This window comes from Lyngbya sp. CCAP 1446/10, from assembly GCF_026130175.1.
GTDB lineage: Bacteria > Cyanobacteriota > Cyanobacteriia > Cyanobacteriales > Microcoleaceae > Microcoleus.
In genome coordinates this window covers 31,948-49,730 of record NZ_JAIGNI010000003.1, presented here as the reverse complement: position 1 = coordinate 49,730, position 17,783 = coordinate 31,948, and the positions used below count along the sequence as shown (strand labels likewise).

Annotated in this window: 15 protein-coding genes and 1 pseudogene; 8 read left to right on the top strand and 8 right to left on the bottom strand. The window is 45.1% G+C overall.

All coding sequences use genetic code 11. The features are described 5' to 3' along the window. Positions 1–120: 120 nt before the first annotated feature. The 3 genes and pseudogenes from K4039_RS02110 to K4039_RS02105 all read right to left on the bottom strand — a co-directional run. Positions 121–1,443: a CmpA/NrtA family ABC transporter substrate-binding protein gene (locus K4039_RS02110; protein ID WP_265233464.1), complete on the bottom strand. Its 1,323-nt coding sequence runs from the start codon at positions 1,441–1,443 to the stop codon at positions 121–123. Between the two features lie 45 nt (positions 1,444–1,488). Then, positions 1,489–1,734 carry a 2Fe-2S iron-sulfur cluster binding domain-containing protein gene (locus K4039_RS29735; protein ID WP_321161502.1) on the bottom strand — a complete coding sequence of 82 codons (246 nt, stop codon included), beginning with the start codon at positions 1,732–1,734 and terminating at the stop codon, positions 1,489–1,491. 102 nt (positions 1,735–1,836) lie between these two features. Beyond that, positions 1,837–3,363 (bottom strand): annotated as a pseudogene (locus K4039_RS02105) (ferredoxin--nitrite reductase); the annotation flags it as partial. A 675-nt stretch (positions 3,364–4,038) separates the two neighbouring features. Between K4039_RS02105 and K4039_RS02100 the strand changes: the two are divergent. Together K4039_RS02100 and K4039_RS02095 are read left to right on the top strand one after the other, a co-directional pair. Beyond that, complete coding sequence (locus K4039_RS02100; protein WP_265233463.1) at positions 4,039–4,254, top strand: hypothetical protein; 216 nt, start codon at positions 4,039–4,041, stop codon at positions 4,252–4,254. Between the two features lie 401 nt (positions 4,255–4,655). Beyond that, positions 4,656–5,543 carry a PEP-CTERM sorting domain-containing protein gene (locus K4039_RS02095; RefSeq protein WP_265233462.1) on the top strand — a complete coding sequence of 296 codons (888 nt, stop codon included), beginning with the start codon at positions 4,656–4,658 and terminating at the stop codon, positions 5,541–5,543. A 220-nt stretch (positions 5,544–5,763) separates the two neighbouring features. On the opposite strand, the gene K4039_RS02090 is transcribed toward K4039_RS02095, so the two are convergent. Both K4039_RS02090 and K4039_RS02085 read right to left on the bottom strand, forming a co-directional pair. After that, entirely contained in the window at positions 5,764–8,418 is a 2,655-nt protein-coding gene (locus tag K4039_RS02090) for a C39 family peptidase (protein ID WP_265233461.1), read from the bottom strand. 430 nt (positions 8,419–8,848) lie between these two features. Beyond that, positions 8,849–9,289, bottom strand: a complete 441-nt coding sequence (locus tag K4039_RS02085; RefSeq protein ID WP_265233460.1) for a peroxiredoxin — start codon at positions 9,287–9,289, stop codon at positions 8,849–8,851. A gap of 228 nt (positions 9,290–9,517) precedes the next feature. On the opposite strand from K4039_RS02085, the gene K4039_RS02080 reads away from it, so the two are divergent. The 4 genes from K4039_RS02080 to K4039_RS02065 all read left to right on the top strand — a co-directional run bounded on the left by K4039_RS02080 (position 9,518) and on the right by K4039_RS02065 (position 11,125). Further along, entirely contained in the window at positions 9,518–9,784 is a 267-nt protein-coding gene (locus K4039_RS02080; RefSeq protein WP_265233459.1) for a hypothetical protein, read from the top strand. Between the two features lie 132 nt (positions 9,785–9,916). Next, positions 9,917–10,234: a DUF433 domain-containing protein gene (locus K4039_RS02075; RefSeq protein ID WP_265233458.1), complete on the top strand. Its 318-nt coding sequence runs from the start codon at positions 9,917–9,919 to the stop codon at positions 10,232–10,234. After that, positions 10,227–10,559, top strand: coding sequence for a DUF5615 family PIN-like protein (locus K4039_RS02070; protein ID WP_265233457.1), 333 nt, complete (start codon positions 10,227–10,229; stop codon positions 10,557–10,559). The genes K4039_RS02075 and K4039_RS02070 overlap by 8 nt, the downstream gene beginning before the upstream one ends. 155 nt (positions 10,560–10,714) lie before the next feature. Beyond that, positions 10,715–11,125, top strand: a complete 411-nt coding sequence (locus K4039_RS02065; protein ID WP_265233455.1) for an Npun_F0494 family protein — start codon at positions 10,715–10,717, stop codon at positions 11,123–11,125. Between the two features lie 127 nt (positions 11,126–11,252). On the opposite strand, the gene K4039_RS02060 is transcribed toward K4039_RS02065, so the two are convergent. Both K4039_RS02060 and K4039_RS02055 read right to left on the bottom strand, forming a co-directional pair. Continuing rightward, positions 11,253–11,780 (bottom strand): hypothetical protein, encoded by a 528-nt coding sequence (locus K4039_RS02060; protein WP_265233454.1) that lies wholly within the window; start codon positions 11,778–11,780, stop codon positions 11,253–11,255. 101 nt (positions 11,781–11,881) lie between these two features. Further along, positions 11,882–13,705, bottom strand: a complete 1,824-nt coding sequence (locus tag K4039_RS02055; RefSeq protein ID WP_265233453.1) for an ATP-binding protein — start codon at positions 13,703–13,705, stop codon at positions 11,882–11,884. A 598-nt stretch (positions 13,706–14,303) separates the two neighbouring features. On the opposite strand from K4039_RS02055, the gene K4039_RS02050 reads away from it, so the two are divergent. Beyond that, positions 14,304–14,558, top strand: coding sequence for a hypothetical protein (locus tag K4039_RS02050; protein ID WP_265233452.1), 255 nt, complete (start codon positions 14,304–14,306; stop codon positions 14,556–14,558). Positions 14,559–14,581: 23 nt separating this feature from the next. After that, positions 14,582–16,213 carry a YcjF family protein gene (locus K4039_RS02045; RefSeq protein WP_265233451.1) on the top strand — a complete coding sequence of 544 codons (1,632 nt, stop codon included), beginning with the start codon at positions 14,582–14,584 and terminating at the stop codon, positions 16,211–16,213. Positions 16,214–16,624: 411 nt separating this feature from the next. Here the strand turns inward: K4039_RS02045 and K4039_RS02040 are convergent, their stop codons facing one another. Next, complete coding sequence (locus K4039_RS02040) at positions 16,625–17,350, bottom strand: DUF6658 family protein (RefSeq protein WP_265233450.1); 726 nt, start codon at positions 17,348–17,350, stop codon at positions 16,625–16,627. Positions 17,351–17,783 lie beyond the last annotated feature (433 nt).

Genomic DNA, 17,783 nt, shown 5'->3' with positions numbered 1-17,783 from the left:
AGAACACTTTTCTAGTTTCAAGGATAGTTATAAATCCGAAATTTTCCACCTTAAATCTCAATCAATTTACTAGCTAATGGTTGATTTTATGCTATCAACCATTAGCACCGAGTCTGCTGCTTATGCTTTTTTGATTGCCAGACTCTTCAGATATTCTTCTGGTTTGTCTGGGTCAAATTTTATGCCATCAAAGAAGGTTTCGATACCGCGAGAAGTCGTAGCTGGAATTTGGGCTGCGGGAACACCAATTGCTGTGGCTGCTGCTTTCCAAATATCCTCGCGGTTAACTTTATCGACGGTTGCTTTGATGTCGGTATTAGCCGGGATATAACCCCAGCGAATATTTTCAGTGATGAACCAAGCATCGTGGCTCTTGTAGGGATAGGAAGCATTGTCAGCCCAGAATTTCATTGCCACTGGACTAGCAGCTTCAACGCGACCCGTACCGTAGTCAATTTCACCTTTAGAACGAGCGACAATATCGGCTACTGGAACTTTTAACCATCTATCTTTACCGATGATTTCACACATTTCTTGTTTGTTTTCTGGCTTGTCGCACCACTGCTGGGATTCCAGTACGGCCATTGTAATTGCTTTAGCAGCTTTGGGATTTTTGGCTACCCAATCTGCTCTTAAAGTTAAAGCTTTTTCTGGGTGATCTTTCCAAAGTTCTCCAGTGATTAAGGCGCTGTATCCTACTTTTTGAGCAATTAGTTGAGCATTCCAAGGTTCGCCTACGCAAAAGGCTTCCATGCTGCCGGATTTCATGTTAGCTACCATTTGGGGCGGCGGTACGGGAATCACGGAAACATCTGTATCTGGATTGATGCCGCCGGCTGCTAGCCAATACCGTATCCACAAATCGTGGGTGCCTCCGGGAAATGTCATAGCAATCGGAACTTTCTGATTGGCGAGGGCTGCTTTAAAAGGTTTGCTGTCTGTACCTATTTTTAAGTCTAGGTATTTTTTGCCGAGGGAAATACCTTGACCGTTAGTATTTAACCGCGCCAGAATGTTCATCGGCACTGGCTGATTGCCTTTGGTAATTGTGCCTAATGTCATCTGGTGAGCCATCGGGGATAAAAGGTGCGCGCCGTCAATGCCGCCTTTGTCGGAACCGAGTTCTAAGTTGTCGCGCGTTACTGGCCAAGATGCTTGTTTGCTGATTTGCACGTCTTTCATGCCGTATTTGGCAAAGTAGCCTTTTTCTAGGGCGATGATTAAGGGTGCTGCGTCGGTGAGGGCGATGAATCCGAGTTTGGCTGCGGTAACTTCGGGGGCGTCGGCGGGGTTGATGTTGACTGCTGGGGCGGCGGTGGGTGAGGTTCCGCTGGGAGTTGCGTTAGATGTGGTGGAACCGGAACTGCAACCGTGGACGAGAAGGGTGCCGGCGGCTGTGGCTCCGGCGGTGATGATGAATTTTCTTCTAGAAAGGTTGCTCATTTGTCTTGAATTATTGTTGTTGTACTTTGAGATGAAATTCTGAGATTAGGCGTCGATCGACACTTTGCCGATCGCCCGCCCGCTGCAAGCTAAGATAAACCCTGGTTCTATGTCGCTCAGCGCGTCCAGTTTGCCATCGTAGGTGACATTGCCTTCTAGGAGTTGCTGCTTGCAAGTGCCACAACTTCCCGATCGACAATTGCTGTCGAGTTCGATTCCGGCCCGTTCGGCAACGTCGAGAATAAACTCATCTTCGCTACAAGCAACTGTTTTGCCCGATCGAGCGAAAATGACAGTAGATGTCTGAGGTTTGGTCGCGAAAGCCGTTTCATCCCTCTCAACCGTCAGTTGCAGTTGCCGATTCAGGGAAGCGACATCGCTTGGAGATTGATTGGGAACAGCCCCAAACTTATCGATTAACAGTTGATGCAGCACCGGTTTCAGGTCTTCGCAAGGAATGCTTTTTTGGACGCAAGTACCCAAATGAGCGTCTTTGCCAACTGTGCCTCCCATGTAGATGTCCACACCTTCGAGGGTTTTACCGTTCTTGCGAACTTTTGTACCCATCAAACCGATGTCAGCTACCTGGGGTTGAGCGCAGGAATTGGGGCAACCCGTCCAGTGAATTCTGACCGGTTTGGGAACGGAGAGCTCGGCTTCCAGTTCCCGAATCATTGCCACGGCGCGGGTTTTGGTTTCGATGAGGGCGAAGTTGCAAAAATTCGATCCGGTGCAGGAAACTAAGGCTCTCGTCAGGGGTGCGGGGTCGATCGAGAAACGCTGTAATAACGGTTCTTTGAGTAGCGACTCAATCCGCGAGTCGGGAACATTGGGAACAATCACGTTTTCTTCGACGGTGAGCCTGAGTTCGCCGCTGCCGTAAACTTCAGCGATTCTGGCCAAATCGTACAAATCCGCTGCTTGCAGGCGTCCGACGGGAACGTGCAAACCTACATAGTTGAGCCCTGATTGTTTTTGGGGGTAGACACCGATGTGATCGCGTTTGTCCCAGATGATTTCATCTTTGAGGGCGGCGACGGACAAACTGCGGCCTACTTCTTTTTCGACTTCGGCGCGGAATTGTTCAATACCGAGTTCGTCAATCAGCCACATCAAGCGGGATTTTTGGCGGTTTGCTCTTGGGCCTCGATCGCGAAATACAGTTAATATAGCTCTGCACAAATCCACAACATCGCTGGGACTAGCCCAGACGTTGAGAGGAATTGCTGCTGCGCAGCGTTTGGCGGAGAAGAAACCACCGACTAAAACGTTAAAGCCGATGTTGCCGTCTTGGTAAGCGGGTACGAAGGCGATGTCGTTGATTTCCGCGTGCACTGAGTTATCGCGGCAACCTGCGATCGCAATATTAAACTTTCTCGGCAAATTAGAAAACTCTGGGTTGCCTTCGCCGCTGTTGGTAATCATGTCTTGGACTTGGTTCGCCAATTCCCACGTATCTATTAGTTCGTCGGCGTCCAAGCCTGCGACTGGGGAACCAGTAATATTACGTACATTGTCCATGCCAGACTGAATGCTGGTCATGCCAGCTTCTTTGAGGCGGCGAAAGATGTCGGGCACATCTTCGATGCGAATGCCGCGCAGTTGCAGGTTTTGTCTGGTGGTGATGTCGGCGCTGCCGTCGGAGCCGTAGCGTTGTAAGATGTCTGCTAGGGTTCTAGTTTGATTGCTGGTGATGACGCCGTTGGGCAAGCGCAGCCGCATCATGAATTTGCCCGGAGTTACTGGCCGAAAGAAGATGCCGAGCCATTTGAGGCGGTGCTCGCGATCAATCTCGTCCATTGCTTCCCAGCCGATTTGGGCGAAGTGGTCGAGTTCGGCTTTGACTGCTAAGCCATCTTTTTCGGCTTTGAGTTTTTCAAATTTGTTCTGGCTGGTTTTGGGTTCTACTGTTTGGGTCATTGGTTTACCCTCGCTGCTGGCTTGTTCGGGGGAGGTATTGACTTGGAGCATAAAGTGTGTTTCCTGCTAACCTTAGTGAGTGTATTGATTTAAAACTGTATATTTAGTTACTTGATGGAATTTCTTTTAAGCATGGTTGGTCTTCTGTATACTTGAGCTTTTCTGGGCGCTGCCTCGATTGCGGCCAAACTATGTATGGTTATAGTTGCTACCGATGGTTCGATCGCTGCGTTTCGATTCACCTTTGTTATGAACGAATGTAAAGCGCACCACAGTAAATATTCGTAGCTATTTTTACAAAATATTGAATTTTATGAAGTTTTTGCATAGACGCTATGCGTTTTATACATCTGTCATGGGGCATGGGGCATGGGGAATAGGGCATCGGGCATGGGGCATGGGGCATGGGGCATTTTTGACTATTGACAACTGACAACTGACAACTGACTTCCATCCGTTACATCCGTTACATAATCCGTTGCCGAACTTCCTTTGGCTGCTATAAAATTATTTTTGTGACGACGATCGCAGACTTGAAACGAAACTCGTCACACAATTAGAGTGGCGGCTGTCACACAGTTTGGCTCAAAACATCACCTTTTCTGCATATCCAGCGTCACTCTTGATTTTTGGAGAACGAGAGATGATATAAGTATCGAATTCAGAGAACGTCTCATGTTTTTAGTTCAACTTATCCCCGGCGCTATCTCCGAAATACTTGCCTCTGTTACCGATACAGGCAGTTTGACTTTAGCCGATCGCTACGGTTTGATGGCCGCTGTTTTGGACGACTCTCTCGACGAGCAAGACAGGCATTCGCTCAACCGCCTGCTGCGCTCCGTGCTCAAGGGAAAAGTCAAGATCGTCAACGAACTGTCGGCGATATATTAAGAGCATTGAAAAATTTGATTGATTTTTGCAGCGCTTCAATTGCAAAAACTACCGCCTGAGTTAGAATTAACCCGCGATGCCTGCTGTGATATATTGCAGAAATTTGCTTGACTGTTTTCAAAACCTGATCTATCCTCGTCGTCTGGACTTTTTGTGATTTTCCAATTATTTAATTTTGCGAGATTGTTTCACTTCCTTTTACCGTGAATTAATTTTAATTTACTATTTGTTTACTGATTAGTTTTTTTTTACAGAGCTAGTTGAAATTACGTAATTGCCAGAAAAAATCTTTACCAAAACTTTAACAAATTCTGCCGGAATCTATGATTTACTAAAAATTAAAAATAGTCGATCGACAGACTTGATTTTTTAACACTCATTCATTCATCAGGGAACTTTCTATGAATTCCACTACTAAAAAGAGCATTCACTGGACTTGCTCAGCGGCTGTTTTCTGTGCAATTATGGCACTACACCCACAACAGGCTACAGCAGCAACCCTATCTAACGGCTGGAATTATGCGATCGACTCCTTCACCGACGGCGTGTCAGGGCCCCAAATCGGAGGCGGCGAGTTTGAATTTTACGGCATCGCCGTCAAAGAAACATCAGATACAGCTTTCATCGCCATCAACTCCAATCTAAGTTTAGCGGGATATGCAGACAGCGCCGCTCTCCGAGGCAACATCAACTACGGCGATTTATTCTTCAATTTTTCCGGTCAAAACTTCAACACAGCAAATGCCAATGGCAGCTTATTTGCCGTGCGCTTTGCCGACGGAAATGACTCAGGCGTGGCGACAACAGGTGTTTACAGCAATGTTACCGCTAAAAACGTCACCCAAACCAACTCCGGCTTTACCAATTTAAATCAATACAACACCGTAGTTGCCTCTAACGGCGGAACCCCATCAATGGGTGATTTAGCTGCGACTGACCCCTATTTTCAACAAACAGGAAATTGGACAGTTCTCAACTCAATTGGTTCTGGAACAAAAGTAGGAGAAATTTCTGCTTTAACTTCAGCAACTTTGAGCGCAATGGGTCTAAATTTTGGGCAGTTCAATGCAGTAGGTTCTCAAACAATCGGATTCAGTTTTAATAAATCCTCAATGCCTTCTGGTAGCTATATTGCTAATTTTTTTGCTGAGTGCGCTAACGATGCGATCGCCATTAAAGGAGAATTTGAGCCTGTACCCGAACCTTCTACTTGGTTTGGTACTTTAGTAGGATTGGGCTTTTTAGGTATGGGTGCGGCGAAACGTAAAATTAAGCCCAAGATTGCTTGAGGCGATTACAACATTCTGAAGAACCGGCAAGATGCCGGTTCCACAAAAACTAAATCTTCTGGTGGAATGGGCATCTTGCCCGTTCCTAAACACAAAAACTAAATCTTCTGGTGGAATGGGCATCTTGCCCGTTCCTAAACACAATAACTAAATCTTCTAAATGTTCTGGTGGAACTGGCATCTTGCCAGTTCCTAAAAACCCTTAGCGCACCTAACAACCTTATCGTGAGATAAAATGCGCCCAAACATTCCCATCCGGCCCAGCAACTTGATTAACGTAACTGTAGGGATACATCAACTTTCTCCCCTCAGTATCGCTGTAGCCGGTGAGTGCATCTCCCCAAGGATCTTGCACTATATAACCATCAGAATTGTAACCAATTAAAGTGATAATGTGACCGGCAGCAGTAAAATCTCCCGCTAAAACTATCGGCCGCCGATTCAACAATTCCGATCGCACATCCGCCCATTTGCGAGTCGTACTAAAACTCGTCTTAAACCCGTAAGCTTGAATCAGCGCCGTCAGCACGTTGTGATCGGTTTGAGAACCAACGCCTGCATAGTCGAAACACCACTGCAATAACTCATCCTCCAACTGTCCGCCCCACTTAGAACGAACGCCATAATAATACAGCACCATCGCGATCGCAGTTACGTTGCAAGTAGACCAGTCAAAACGCGGATTGTCCCGCTGCGAAAAATACGGCACGTTCAATTCCACATTATTCGGAACCGGATCGAAAATTTTATCTCCCCGCTTGAACTGAACAAAACTCGGAAAAACATAACCTGTATTGCCAAAATTTTGCAGTTCTTCAGTCAGGGAAATTTTTAGGTGATTTTGTTCCAAACCGTAGCTTTCCACGCCGTAAACTCGACCTAAAGGCAGTGTAGTTCTCTCGGTAGCGGTCAGCTTAGCAGCATCTACCGGGCGTTTTTTAAACACAGTTGGTTGCAGCATTGTCATCGTCAAAGCATCGGGGTCAAAGGGAACTTCTTTGCCGTTTTTCTTGATTTTAACGTGCTGCCAATAGATAAATCCGATGTTGCCAAAACCGGGAATAGATTCGGCGAGAGTTACTCGGAAATGCCCCAAAATGCAGGCATAACCAGTAATGGCATAGGTACTGCCTAAAATGAGCTCAGCAACTTGATTCGCAGGGAGTTTCGATGAATCTTGTGGTTTACCTTTAATCAGAGTTGTTTGAGTTACCAATAGTTGAGCGTTCCCGTTGCTATTCGGTACGTCTGCCAGGTCAAATTTCAGGACTTTTGTACCTTTGGCAAGCTGAACGTCTGGTTCGTAAAAATAGCCAAAAGTGCCCACTGGAGAAATTTCCGAATCCAGAACCACCTTGAGATGCCCGTCAATAAATCCGTATTTGCTAATCGTCAAAGTCTTACCTGCTTTGACAAGAACTTTTTGCTGATTGTTGAGCCGGGAAGAATCAACCGGAGCTACCTTAAACAAAGTGTCAGAAACTATCTTTAAGCTCAAACCTTTTCCGACAGTCAGCGGATCGGAACTTACGGTAATATAAATTATTTGGCTGCCGGTAACGTTGCCTTTGCTGTCAGTTGCCCGCAATCTCAGCCAGCGAGCTCCCGGTACGCTAAATCCTTTAGGCAAATTCACTTGCCAAGTGCCTGCTTTTTGGTTTAGTGTTACGGTTAACGGCAGTTTATCCTCAGCTATTACCTCAATTTTTGCTGCTTCTTGTTTGTCAAAAGTACCTGAAAGTGCGATCGCCTGATTGACCAAAACTTCCGTCGGGCCTTGATAAGTTAAATTGGGCGCTGGATTGAAAGATTTGCCACCGCGACTGAATTGTACGAAATCGGGAAAAACAAAACCCGTATTCCCAAAGGGTGGTAAATTTTCAGTAAGTGAGACTTTAACGTGACCTTGTTCTATAGAGAATCCCGAAACTCCGTAAATCATTCCCGCCGGCAAAGTAACCTTTTCTGGAGGTTGCAGACTTGCCGCAGCCACAGGTCGCTTTTTAAACACAGTAGTTTTGACAACAGTCATGGTAACTGCATTTTTGTCAAACGAAATTCCCCTGCCGTCTTGCAATATTTGGACGTGTTGCGAGTACAGAAATCCCGAATTTCCGAAGTTGGGAATCGGGCGATCTAATGTGACTCTAAAATGATTTTCTACGCAAGCGTATCCGAGAATATTGAAAGTTTCTCCCTGGTTAAACCGTACTTTCTGAGTTGGGGCTAAAGTAGCAGAATCTGCGGGGTTACGCTTTAACCAGGTTTTTTTGTTTACCCACAGCAACTGCATTCCAGGTGCTGGGGCCGGTAGTTGAGTGCGATCGAAGATCAGGATTTTTGCACCTTTCGTGACGACTACGTGCTTTTCGTAGAAAAAACCAGATTTTCCCACCGGAGAAATTGGATTATTTAGTTGAACTTCTAGGTGTCCGTCTTCTAACTCGTAGTCGGTAATTTGATAAGTTGTTCCGGCTGGTATGTCCGCTTTTTGCGTATCGTTAAGATTGCTAGTCGGCACTGTTCCGGCTTTAAATCTGGTAAATTGGAGAGTAATTAACGTAAAAGATTCATCGGGTGTATTAGAAGCAGGATTAACTTTGATGTTAATTGTTTGTTCGCCGATAACTTTGCCTGTTTTGTCAGTTGCTTTTACCTGTACTGTGCGAGTTCCGGCGCGATCGAATCCTTTCTCTAAACTGATGTTCCAAATACCTGTCGATAAATTTATCCCTGTTTTCAGGGCATTTGAGCCTTCTGCTGCTGAAATCGCCGCCACTTGATTTTTGTCAAAACTGCCAACTAAGACAGCGCCTCGATTGGCCTCAACTTCTTGTGGGCCTAAGTAACTCAAAATAATTTTACTGCTTGTCATTATCTATTCGCCTACCTACTTAATTATTCAGCTACAGCAAGGATAACTTCTCATTTTATCAAACACAATGACTTGATCCCGGACAAAACCGCTCCGAGACTGAATTTAGGGGCGATTAATGCCTTTTAAAGCATGAATTTTTAATTGTTGGCGGGATTATTCCAGAAATCTAATTGTAGGGGGCGCATTGCGCATCTTACCCGAATATACCGCTGATCGAGCAGATTTGTGGCGCAAGTCTTGAGGGAAAAAATTTGGTTTGAGCAGGGTATTACCCCCTGTACCTTTGACCCATCACTAGGTTGGGACTTAGGAAAAAAACCCGGTTTCTACGAGAATATTGCGTGTAGCAACAAGGTATCTTGGCAGAAACCGGGTTTTTAGCCGTTTGGTGCGTTTAGGGGTGTTAGTGCGATCGGCTAAACTTCGGCTAAACTATGGTGACAAGAATATCTTGAGCGTGAGAGTCAACTTTCAGATTATCTCCTTCATAAACCTGAATAATTTTGCCAGTACCATCGATCGCAAAAGTAACGCGCTTAGAGTAATCACCTTTCTCAACATCGTAAGCTTTGGTAATTGCGCCATCAACATCTGCTAATAGCTGGAAAGGCAAACCGTACTTCTCCGTGAACTTTTGGTGCGATTCTTCATTATCGCGGCTGACACCGAGAACTACGATATCTTTGCCCTTGTAATCTTCATAGGCTGCTTTGAAGCTTTGGGCTTCTCGGGTGCAGCCGGGGGTATCATCTTTGGGGTAGAAATACAAGATTACGGTTTTACCGGTGAAGTCGGAGAGGGAGACTGTTTTGCCGTTTGTGTCTTTGGCGGTGAATTGAGGAGCCGCGCACCCTACTGGTAATGTCATAGTTTTGTTTCTCTTGCGATGGATAAAGATATTTTAGTTGATTTTGGGCTGTTGTTGTCAATTTCTTAAATACGAGATTCGGGATTGAGTGCAGAAAATGAAAAATCTGCCTTGGGGAATAGTTTTTATTGGTGATTCTATGCCTTAATTTCGGGAAGATTGTGTGTTAAATTATGGGTGTAATCCGAGTTTTTTGGCGCAATTAAAACTTAATAAATAAAGTAAAATATGAGAGCTTTTTACACTGTTGTTATCCGCAAAAGTGCCGATGATTGGGTGACGCTGTGTTTGGAGAATGAATTAGTGGGACAAGGAAATACTCCCGAACAATCCATCGATAAGCTCAAACAGGCGATCGAGTCATTTTCCGAAGTTTATGAAGCTGAATTAGATATTCATCTAAGCCCACTTGCTCTTAATGAATTGCACGAATTTCTGACTTTAGAAGATGCGGAAGCTTCAAACACTTATGAACTAAGAAAAGTTTATGCCTAAAATTATTCCTGTGCAACTTACTATAAATACTTGTTGGCAATGCAGAAAAAGGCTAGCGTAAAATGCCTTTTACAAGCAAAATCGTCTCATTTGTCCTAAAATAGAATAGACATCCTACATTAATTCTCTACCATGTCGATCGCAGTAATTCAAGAACACATCGAAATCACCCCTGGAGTCTGTGGGGGAAAACCCCGTATCGCCGGACATCGCATCCGAGTTCAGGATATTGTTGTTTGGCACGAACAAATGGGAATGTCACCAGACGAAATTTTGTATCACTATCCCAGCATTACTTTATCTGATATCTATGCAGCTTTAGCTTATTATCACGATCGTCGAGATGAAATCCGCTCTGCAATCGAAGCAGATGCAGAATTTGCCCGCCAATTAAAAGCTCAAACCCCATCGCTATTGCAACAAAAATTAAAAAATCGTCAGCATGGCTAAGATAAAATTTCATCTCGACGAAAATATAACTCTTGCCATAGCGAATGGATTGCGAAGACGTGGAATTGATATCACCACGACACCAGAAGAAGGAATGATCGGGCAATCCGACGAACAACAATTAGCATTTTCCCTGTCTCAAGAGCGAGTAATTTTCACCCAAGATACGGATTTTTTAAGACTGCATCATGCAGGTTTGTCTCACGCGGGTATTGTTTATTGTCCGCAAACCAGTAAATCGATTGGGGAAATTTTGCAAGGGTTAGTATTAATTTGGGAGATACTGAATGCTGAAGAAATGAACAATTATTTGGAGTATTTGTAAAAACAGGCGATCGGCACTTGCAGCATGAGTATTAATCTGACCGTAGTTGCGAATCTGTTGAACTGCTGTGAAAATATTGGTAGGTTTTTTTCCAGTTCAATTTGACTATAAATCTGTAAGAATAAAAAATATACTACCTATTCAGAGCCAAATCAATGACTTTTATCCCATCCGAAGCGTTTAAATCTATTAGTTATCCCAGCCGCACGGTAAAAAGAGCCGATCGCGCGATCCGGTGTGCCCCATTTCAATTACACTTCTTCCAGACCATCCGCGATAACAGTGTTTTCTTGACAACTATCGCCTCAAATAGCGGTGTCGAAAGCGGTTACACCCGATCGCCCGTATCCGAACTCGTAGCCGAAAACTCCCTGCTGTGGCTGATCCAAGTCGGCGTTTTGCGGCGCGAAGTAGACGGACAAGGGATTACCGACAGTTTTCGCCTCACGCCGCTTGGCCGCCAACTTGTGGAAAAATGGGAACAGCAAGGAAATAGCTTACCAACTGCATCATTGTGCGATCGCATGGGAAATACCATTAGCCGGGGGTTCGGACTATTTTCATAACGAAATACAGTTCAGATCAGAGCGTTAAGGCGGTAAGGTGCGCACTGCGCACCTACATAATTAGATTTTAATAAGGGTTGAAGTCCTCACTACTAACGTCAATTTCTCTCCCCGAATTTTCACGCAATTAGCGCTGATTCAAAAAGCGCGTCGCCATCGACATGGCGTCAGTAATATCTACGTCGCCGTCTCCATCTCCATCTAAAAACGCATTCAAAACGGGATTTCCGCCCTGGGCTGGATTTTGGGCGTTGCCGCCGGTTTGCAGCAAATTGAGCACGATCGGCACTAAAACAGGTATCATCGCTTGCACTGTAGCGTTATTCAAACCGGTTCTTTGGGCGATATCAGCCACTATTTGCGTCAGTTGGCCACCTCCGAACAAACTCTGTACCGCTTGTGGATTGGGATTTGTGCCGCTAAATTGGTTGACAACTTCTTGGGCTTGTGCCTCTCCAGATTGCGATCGCACGTCTTGTAAGGCCGATCGCACGTATCCACCCAAAACCGACATCGCTAGCTGAGTCGTACCCGCATCGACGCCCTGGTTGCCGCTCAACTGCTCTACCGCACCCAGAATGTTGCCCAACTGATTGGGACTTGCTTGTTGGTTCGGATTGTCGATCGCGCTTAAGATTTGGTCAAATAGTCCCATAATTTTCGATCCTTGCTGTAATTGCTCCAGTCTAGATTAACCGATTACCCATTACCAATTACCAATTCTCAAGCTCAAATTTCAAATCCCCATAATATATTCTAATGTTTGATCGGCAGGGCGATCGCAAATTCCGTCCCCATTCCCATCTCTGACCAACAGTTAATCGTCCCGCCGTGTTTTTTGACGATAATTTCGCGGCCGATTGCCAATCCCAAACCAGTACCTACACCTCTCGGTTTAGTCGTAAAGAATGTTTCAAACATTTTTTCTTGACTGGCCACAGGTATTCCCGTACCGTTATCGGAAATTCGCACTACCACTGAGTCATCGTCCAAGTATTCTGTAGTAATCACAATCTTCCGCGAAAAACTCGGCACTTCCTGTTTGCTCGACTCCAAATCGGATTGTTTTTTGTCCTCCTCAGAGCGGATTTTTTCAATTTTCGCTTGTTCTTCCACAGCATCTATTGCATTGTTCAAAACGTTCACAAATACCTGGTAAAGCAAACCCATATAGCCTTCAACAGTCGGAATATCCCCGTAATTACGCACCACTTCAATGCCCTGTTTGATTCGGCTGTTGAGAATCAGCAAACTGCTGTCTATGCAGGCGTGCAAATCGACCGGATGAGGCGCTGCGTCGTCGAGTCTAGAAAAATCTTTCAAACTTAAGATAATAGCTTTGGCTCTTTCAGCGCCAACTTGCATTGAGTCGAATATTTTCATCAAATCTTCTTTGAGAAAATCGATGTCTATTTCTTCGGCTTTTTCGTTGACGGTGGGAGGCGGATTTGGGATTTCTGTTTCGTAAGTTTTGAGCAAATCTAAAATATCTTCCACGTAATTTTTCGCGGGGTCGATGTTGGCATAGATAAAATTGATTGGGTTGTTAACTTCGTGAGCCACACCGGCTAACATCCGCCCCAAACTTGCCATTTTTTCATTTTGAAATATTTGGCTTTCTTGTTCAGATTTTAATTGTTTTAGCAAGTGATTTACTTTCAGAATCAGTTGATTTAGCGAAGTTGCTAATACTCCCACTTCATCGGTGCTGGTCACTGGTGCTTGCAACTGAAAATTAGACTCTTGGGTCACTCGCTGAGCGATTTTAGTTACAGCGGTGAGGGGTTTGGCGATCGCCCGACTGGTGAAGCTCGCCAGTAGTGCTGCAACGACGATCGACAGTGCCATGCTACCAAAAATGATTTGCACCCGCAGCGTCTGCGCTCGCAGCAGGGCCTCCCGCGCTGCATCCTCTTGCTCTTGGGCGCGATCGATAATTGCTCCTAAATCATTAGTCGTCTTCTCTAATTTTAATCCAATTTTATCTCGCTCGAAATTCAACAACAACTTGCTTTTAACACTTTTTTGAGCTAGCGAATGTGGCAGTTTACTGATTTGAGCGTTAACTGTTTCTAGCTGCTGAATGTAATTTAACAGAAGCCGATCGTAACTTTTTATGAAAGCCTGTAAACCTGCTGCCTGTTCCATCTTTTTCTGATTTTTAACTTCAGATAGCGACAACTTCAAACTGTAGATATTCTTTTGTAGCTGTTGGTATTTGCTGTCAAAAATTTCGGGCTGTTCTATCCCGTAAATCAATCGCTGTTGGCTGTTTTGCGTCCGCAGTAAAGCCACCTGCAACTTATTTAAAAGCTGACTTTCTCGATCGATGTCTACTTGATTGTTAGTTCTGCGATAGTAATGATTCCCCGCCAGCATTCCGACAGTCGTGCCCCCAATCGCCACACAAAGAGCCAGTGCGTAGCCACGGCAGATTTTGTCGCTAATACTCAGGTTGCCGAAGGAGCGGGCTATTTGAGCAAAATAATTGGGATTTGGGGGCTGGATCTCTTTGATGTTATACTCGAAAGAGGTAGGGAGTTCTTGTGAAGCCTGATTATTATGATGTTTGAGCTGCATAGATGCGAACCTGTGAATAATTCACGCACTGAAAATTAAGCTTAACTTAACTCGCGGCTGATTAGAAAGTACCGCATCGATAATTAATGTGATAATTTTTGTTAATGATGACGCTGTTACCCTGCCTGAGAAACTGGGATAATTTCAGTTTTGCATTTATAGTGCGAGCTGTCGCGAGCGGGGACGCTCGCACTATAATAAAAAAATGCTTTTTGCAAAACCCAGATGCTCCCGATAAACCTGGTTTCGGGTTTCCGTTGTCGGAGCTTCTAGGACGCACTTATACTGTTTTAGATTTTAGAATAATTGGGAATGACCAGCGCTAAAAACGGAGACAAGCCCCAGACATGAATCGTGGAGTTCCCAAAGTTAAAGCTCCCAGACTCATCTGTGGATTAAATCTCAAATCTACAATTTAAAATCGATTGACTGATTCGGTAAGGGTTTGGATCGCGGACTCGATCAGTTGCATTCTTTGAATGAAACTGGTATTGCGTTAAGAAACCGTGTTTCTACATAACTCAATGCGATATTTATTTTTTTTATAAAGAAGTGTGGCTTGAGGGGCGATCGCATAAATCACCGATTAAATACGTAGGTGTCAAGAAATCGGCTTTCGGCGATCGGGCGGGTGTACGCACCAATAAACAGCCTGCACCCGCTACAATTGCAGCTTTGGGCGCGCACTTGTCCGCCTGCACTCGCTACCACTCAAACCCGCTTGCATTCTGCTGACAGCACAAGCAGAATCGGGATTGGCAGACTAAGCAGTGCGATCGGGCACTTCGCCATTTTATATTTTAGATTTGCAATAACTAATTACTATCGCGGTAATGTAAAAATCAAAGCATAACCCTTTTATTTGCCGCTGCCCTCATGCCTTTGCCGCGCCTGTTAACCTTAATTGCCGCTTTCTGCCTCACCCTGGGGCTGATTATTGGGCTGGTGAGTTCCTTAACAGGGCTTTACAGTCAAGTTGCGTGGTCTGCTTCTCCGCTGCTGGCTAATTTGCTAATTTTCCTGATTATTGTACTTTTGGCAACGCTAATTTTTGCGCTATTTTACTATTTTCGGCTGCTACAACGACCGGGAAAAGTTAAGGGAAAACGGGCGATTAATCCCAAGATTCCTGTTGTCAAAAGTGAAGCTGCTTCGGAAAATCTTAAAGCAATTAGGCAGCAAGTCGATCGCATTCAAGATGAAGTAGCGCGCCAAGCTTTGCTGTTGAGAGCCCGCGAAATTGAAGCTAACATGGCTCGCGGCAATGTTCGGATCGTGGTTTTCGGCACCGGTTCTGCGGGCAAAACTTCCGCTGTAAATTCCCTCGTGGGGCGGATGGCGGGACAGGTGGGCGCGCCGATGGGAACTACCGAAGTTGGAGAAACTTACACTCTGAAATTGAAAGGAGTCGATCGCGAATTAGCAATTACAGATACCCCAGGCATCTTGGAAGCGGGAGTAGCGGGGACTTACAGAGAGGAATTGGCGCGGCAGTTGGCGGCCAGGGCTGATTTGATCTTATTTGTGTTGGACGGCGATTTGCGCAAATCTGAGTATGAACCGCTGCGGACTTTGGCGGAAATTGGCAAAAGGTCGATCGTGGTTTTTAATAAAGTTGACCTTTATCCCGACAGTGACAGAGACGAAATTCTCGATCGACTGCGGCAGCGAGTCAAAGGTTTTGTATCAGCAATGGATGTAGTTGCAATTAGCGCCAACCCGCAAAAATTTGTACTAGAAAGCGGCACAATATTTCAACCAGACCCGGATATGATGCCATTAATTCGGCGCATCGCAGCAATTTTGCGAGCCGAAGGCGAAGACTTAATTGCGGACAATATTTTGTTGCAATCTCAGCATTTGGGAGACCAAGCCCGCAAATTAATTGACGCTCAAAGGAGGCGCGCCGCTGATAAAGTAGTAGAGCGCTTTCAGTGGATCGGAGCCGGAGTAATTGCTGTAACGCCTTTACCAGTTGTAGATTTATTGGCGACAGCAGCAGTTAACGCTCAAATGGTAGTAGAAATTGCCAAGATTTACGGCTGCGAATTAAATATCGATCGCGCCAAAGAATTAGCATTATCTCTCGCCAAAACCCTAGCCAGCTTGGGAATAGTAGAAGGCGTAATTCAAGTAGTGTCAAGGGCGTTGCAATTAAGTGTAGCCGGATTTGTACTTGGCAAAGCAATTCAAGCAGTCAGCGCCGCTTATTTAACCAGAATTGCCGGGAAAAGTTTTATTGAATATTTCCGTCATGACCAAGATTGGGGCGACGGTGGCATTGCCGAAGTCGTGCAAAGGCAGTTTCAGTTAAATCGGAAAGACGAGTTTGTCAAAGCTTTTGTCAAAGATGCGATCGCCCGCGTTGTCGAACCTCTGAACATCTATCAGCAAGAAGCATCGGAACTAGAATTAGAAATGCCAACAGAATTGGAACCAGAACCCTTGTATCAGCGGCAATCCGACGATTGGGAAAATTACAGTAATAAGCGCAACGATGAATGGTAGTTAGTCATGAGTCATTAGTCATGAGTCATTAGTCATGAGTCATTAGTCATTCTGCTAAGACCAGTCCTCCTAGCGGTTAAGATTGTCCGAAGAGAGGCACGAAGCAAACGAGCGTGTCTATTTTTCATAGAGTTTGATCGACTGGACTCTCTTCTTCCAAGCGTATTGGGTTAAAACCCAATACGGTTCACTTAACACTATTTATTGCCCGGAGATCCCCCTAAATCCCCCTTAAGAAGGGGGACTTTGAAGAAATTCTTGTTCCCCCCTTTTTAAGGGGGGTTAGGGGGGATCTGTCTTAAGTGAACCGTATTGGGTTAAAACCGACTAGCATAATAATATGCAGTCAGACAGGGGCTAAAACCCCTGTCTGACTGCTGCTGTGAGATCGATAAACAGCGTTATTTGAAATTAGTCGATCGCATCTGCCGCTCTTTCTGCTGCTCGTTGAGTTTTGTCAATATCTCGATTCACTTTCGCGCGCACCTTGTCCGAGGCATCTTCAGCGTTGTATTTTACATTTCGCGCTGCATCTTTGACATTTTCTTTGCCTTGGTTGACATTATATCTCAGCGACTCAGTACCTTCACTAGCTCTTTCTTTTGCTCCTTCAGTGGCTTCTTTAACAATCTCTTTTGCTCCCTTCAAGCCTTCGCGAGTATTTTCCTTGAGATTAGCAAAGCCTTCTTTTGTTTTGTCACCAAACTCATCAGCTTTCCGCTGAGCGGTGCGAGCATTGTCATTCATCTTGTCGCCAATTTGGTCAAGTTTGTTCGGCGCGTCATCTGCTACCCGCCGCACGTTTTCGCGCACATTGCTGCTAGATTTGGTGTCGATGCGGCGCTGGGCTTCCTCTTTGAGAAGCTTAGCTTTTGCTTCTGCTGCTGTAACGTTTGGGTTTCTGGGATCTGTATCGCTGTATTGATTCTGGCCGCCTTTGTATACGGAAGTTACAGCCTCTGAAGGCACTTCTTCTCTAATTTGGTCGGACGTTTTTGCTGTTGGCTCGGGCGTTTTTCCTGCTATCACATCAGCGCGAGTACAGGCAGTGCTCACTAATACTAAAATCCCGGCGAGAAACACTGTTAAAATTTGTACAGCTCGAATTTTTTTCAGAAACGCAGTTAGTCGGTTCATAAAAATGCTCCTTTCTATTGTGAGATGCTCAAATGCTTGCTGGTTCTGTAGATGGCTAGCATTACAGAATTAGGCGTTTAAACACTTTTTTTAGTATACGAATAGAAACAGGAGTTTTTTATCTATCTCAAGTTAGATTCCTCAAGTTATAGCAGTGTTTAATCGGATGAAATACAGCGCAGGACACGCGAGCATCTCTGTTTTGCATTTATAGTGCTGTCCCCGCTCGCGAGTTGTACAATACGCGAGCGGGGACAGCACTATGATAAAAAAAATGCTTTTTGCATTTGCAAAACTGAGATGCTCCCCAGGACAGCAGGACACGGCACTGCCCTGTCCTGCGCCCGATATCTGTACTTCACTCATGCGACAATCCTCAATCTTATACCAATTATTAAAAGTCGCAGTTTCCGGTAACGAAACGGCAATGCCG

Excerpts from the sequence above, each read along its gene's own strand:
- K4039_RS02055 (WP_265233453.1), bottom strand. The coding sequence starts at position 13,705 with ATGCAGCTCAAACATCATAATAATCAGGCTTCACAAGAACTCCCTACC.
- K4039_RS02070 (WP_265233457.1), top strand. The coding sequence starts at position 10,227 with ATGGCTAAGATAAAATTTCATCTCGACGAAAATATAACTCTTGCCATA.
- K4039_RS02085 (WP_265233460.1), bottom strand. The coding sequence starts at position 9,289 with ATGACATTACCAGTAGGGTGCGCGGCTCCTCAATTCACCGCCAAAGAC.
- K4039_RS02110 (WP_265233464.1), bottom strand. The coding sequence starts at position 1,443 with ATGAGCAACCTTTCTAGAAGAAAATTCATCATCACCGCCGGAGCCACA.
- K4039_RS02040 (WP_265233450.1), bottom strand. The coding sequence starts at position 17,350 with ATGAACCGACTAACTGCGTTTCTGAAAAAAATTCGAGCTGTACAAATT.
- K4039_RS02075 (WP_265233458.1), top strand. The coding sequence starts at position 9,917 with ATGTCGATCGCAGTAATTCAAGAACACATCGAAATCACCCCTGGAGTC.
- K4039_RS02100 (WP_265233463.1), top strand. The coding sequence starts at position 4,039 with ATGTTTTTAGTTCAACTTATCCCCGGCGCTATCTCCGAAATACTTGCC.
- K4039_RS02045 (WP_265233451.1), top strand. The coding sequence starts at position 14,582 with ATGCCTTTGCCGCGCCTGTTAACCTTAATTGCCGCTTTCTGCCTCACC.
- K4039_RS02065 (WP_265233455.1), top strand. The coding sequence starts at position 10,715 with ATGACTTTTATCCCATCCGAAGCGTTTAAATCTATTAGTTATCCCAGC.
- K4039_RS02095 (WP_265233462.1), top strand. The coding sequence starts at position 4,656 with ATGAATTCCACTACTAAAAAGAGCATTCACTGGACTTGCTCAGCGGCT.
- K4039_RS02090 (WP_265233461.1), bottom strand. The coding sequence starts at position 8,418 with ATGACAAGCAGTAAAATTATTTTGAGTTACTTAGGCCCACAAGAAGTT.
- K4039_RS02080 (WP_265233459.1), top strand. The coding sequence starts at position 9,518 with ATGAGAGCTTTTTACACTGTTGTTATCCGCAAAAGTGCCGATGATTGG.
- K4039_RS02060 (WP_265233454.1), bottom strand. The coding sequence starts at position 11,780 with ATGGGACTATTTGACCAAATCTTAAGCGCGATCGACAATCCGAACCAA.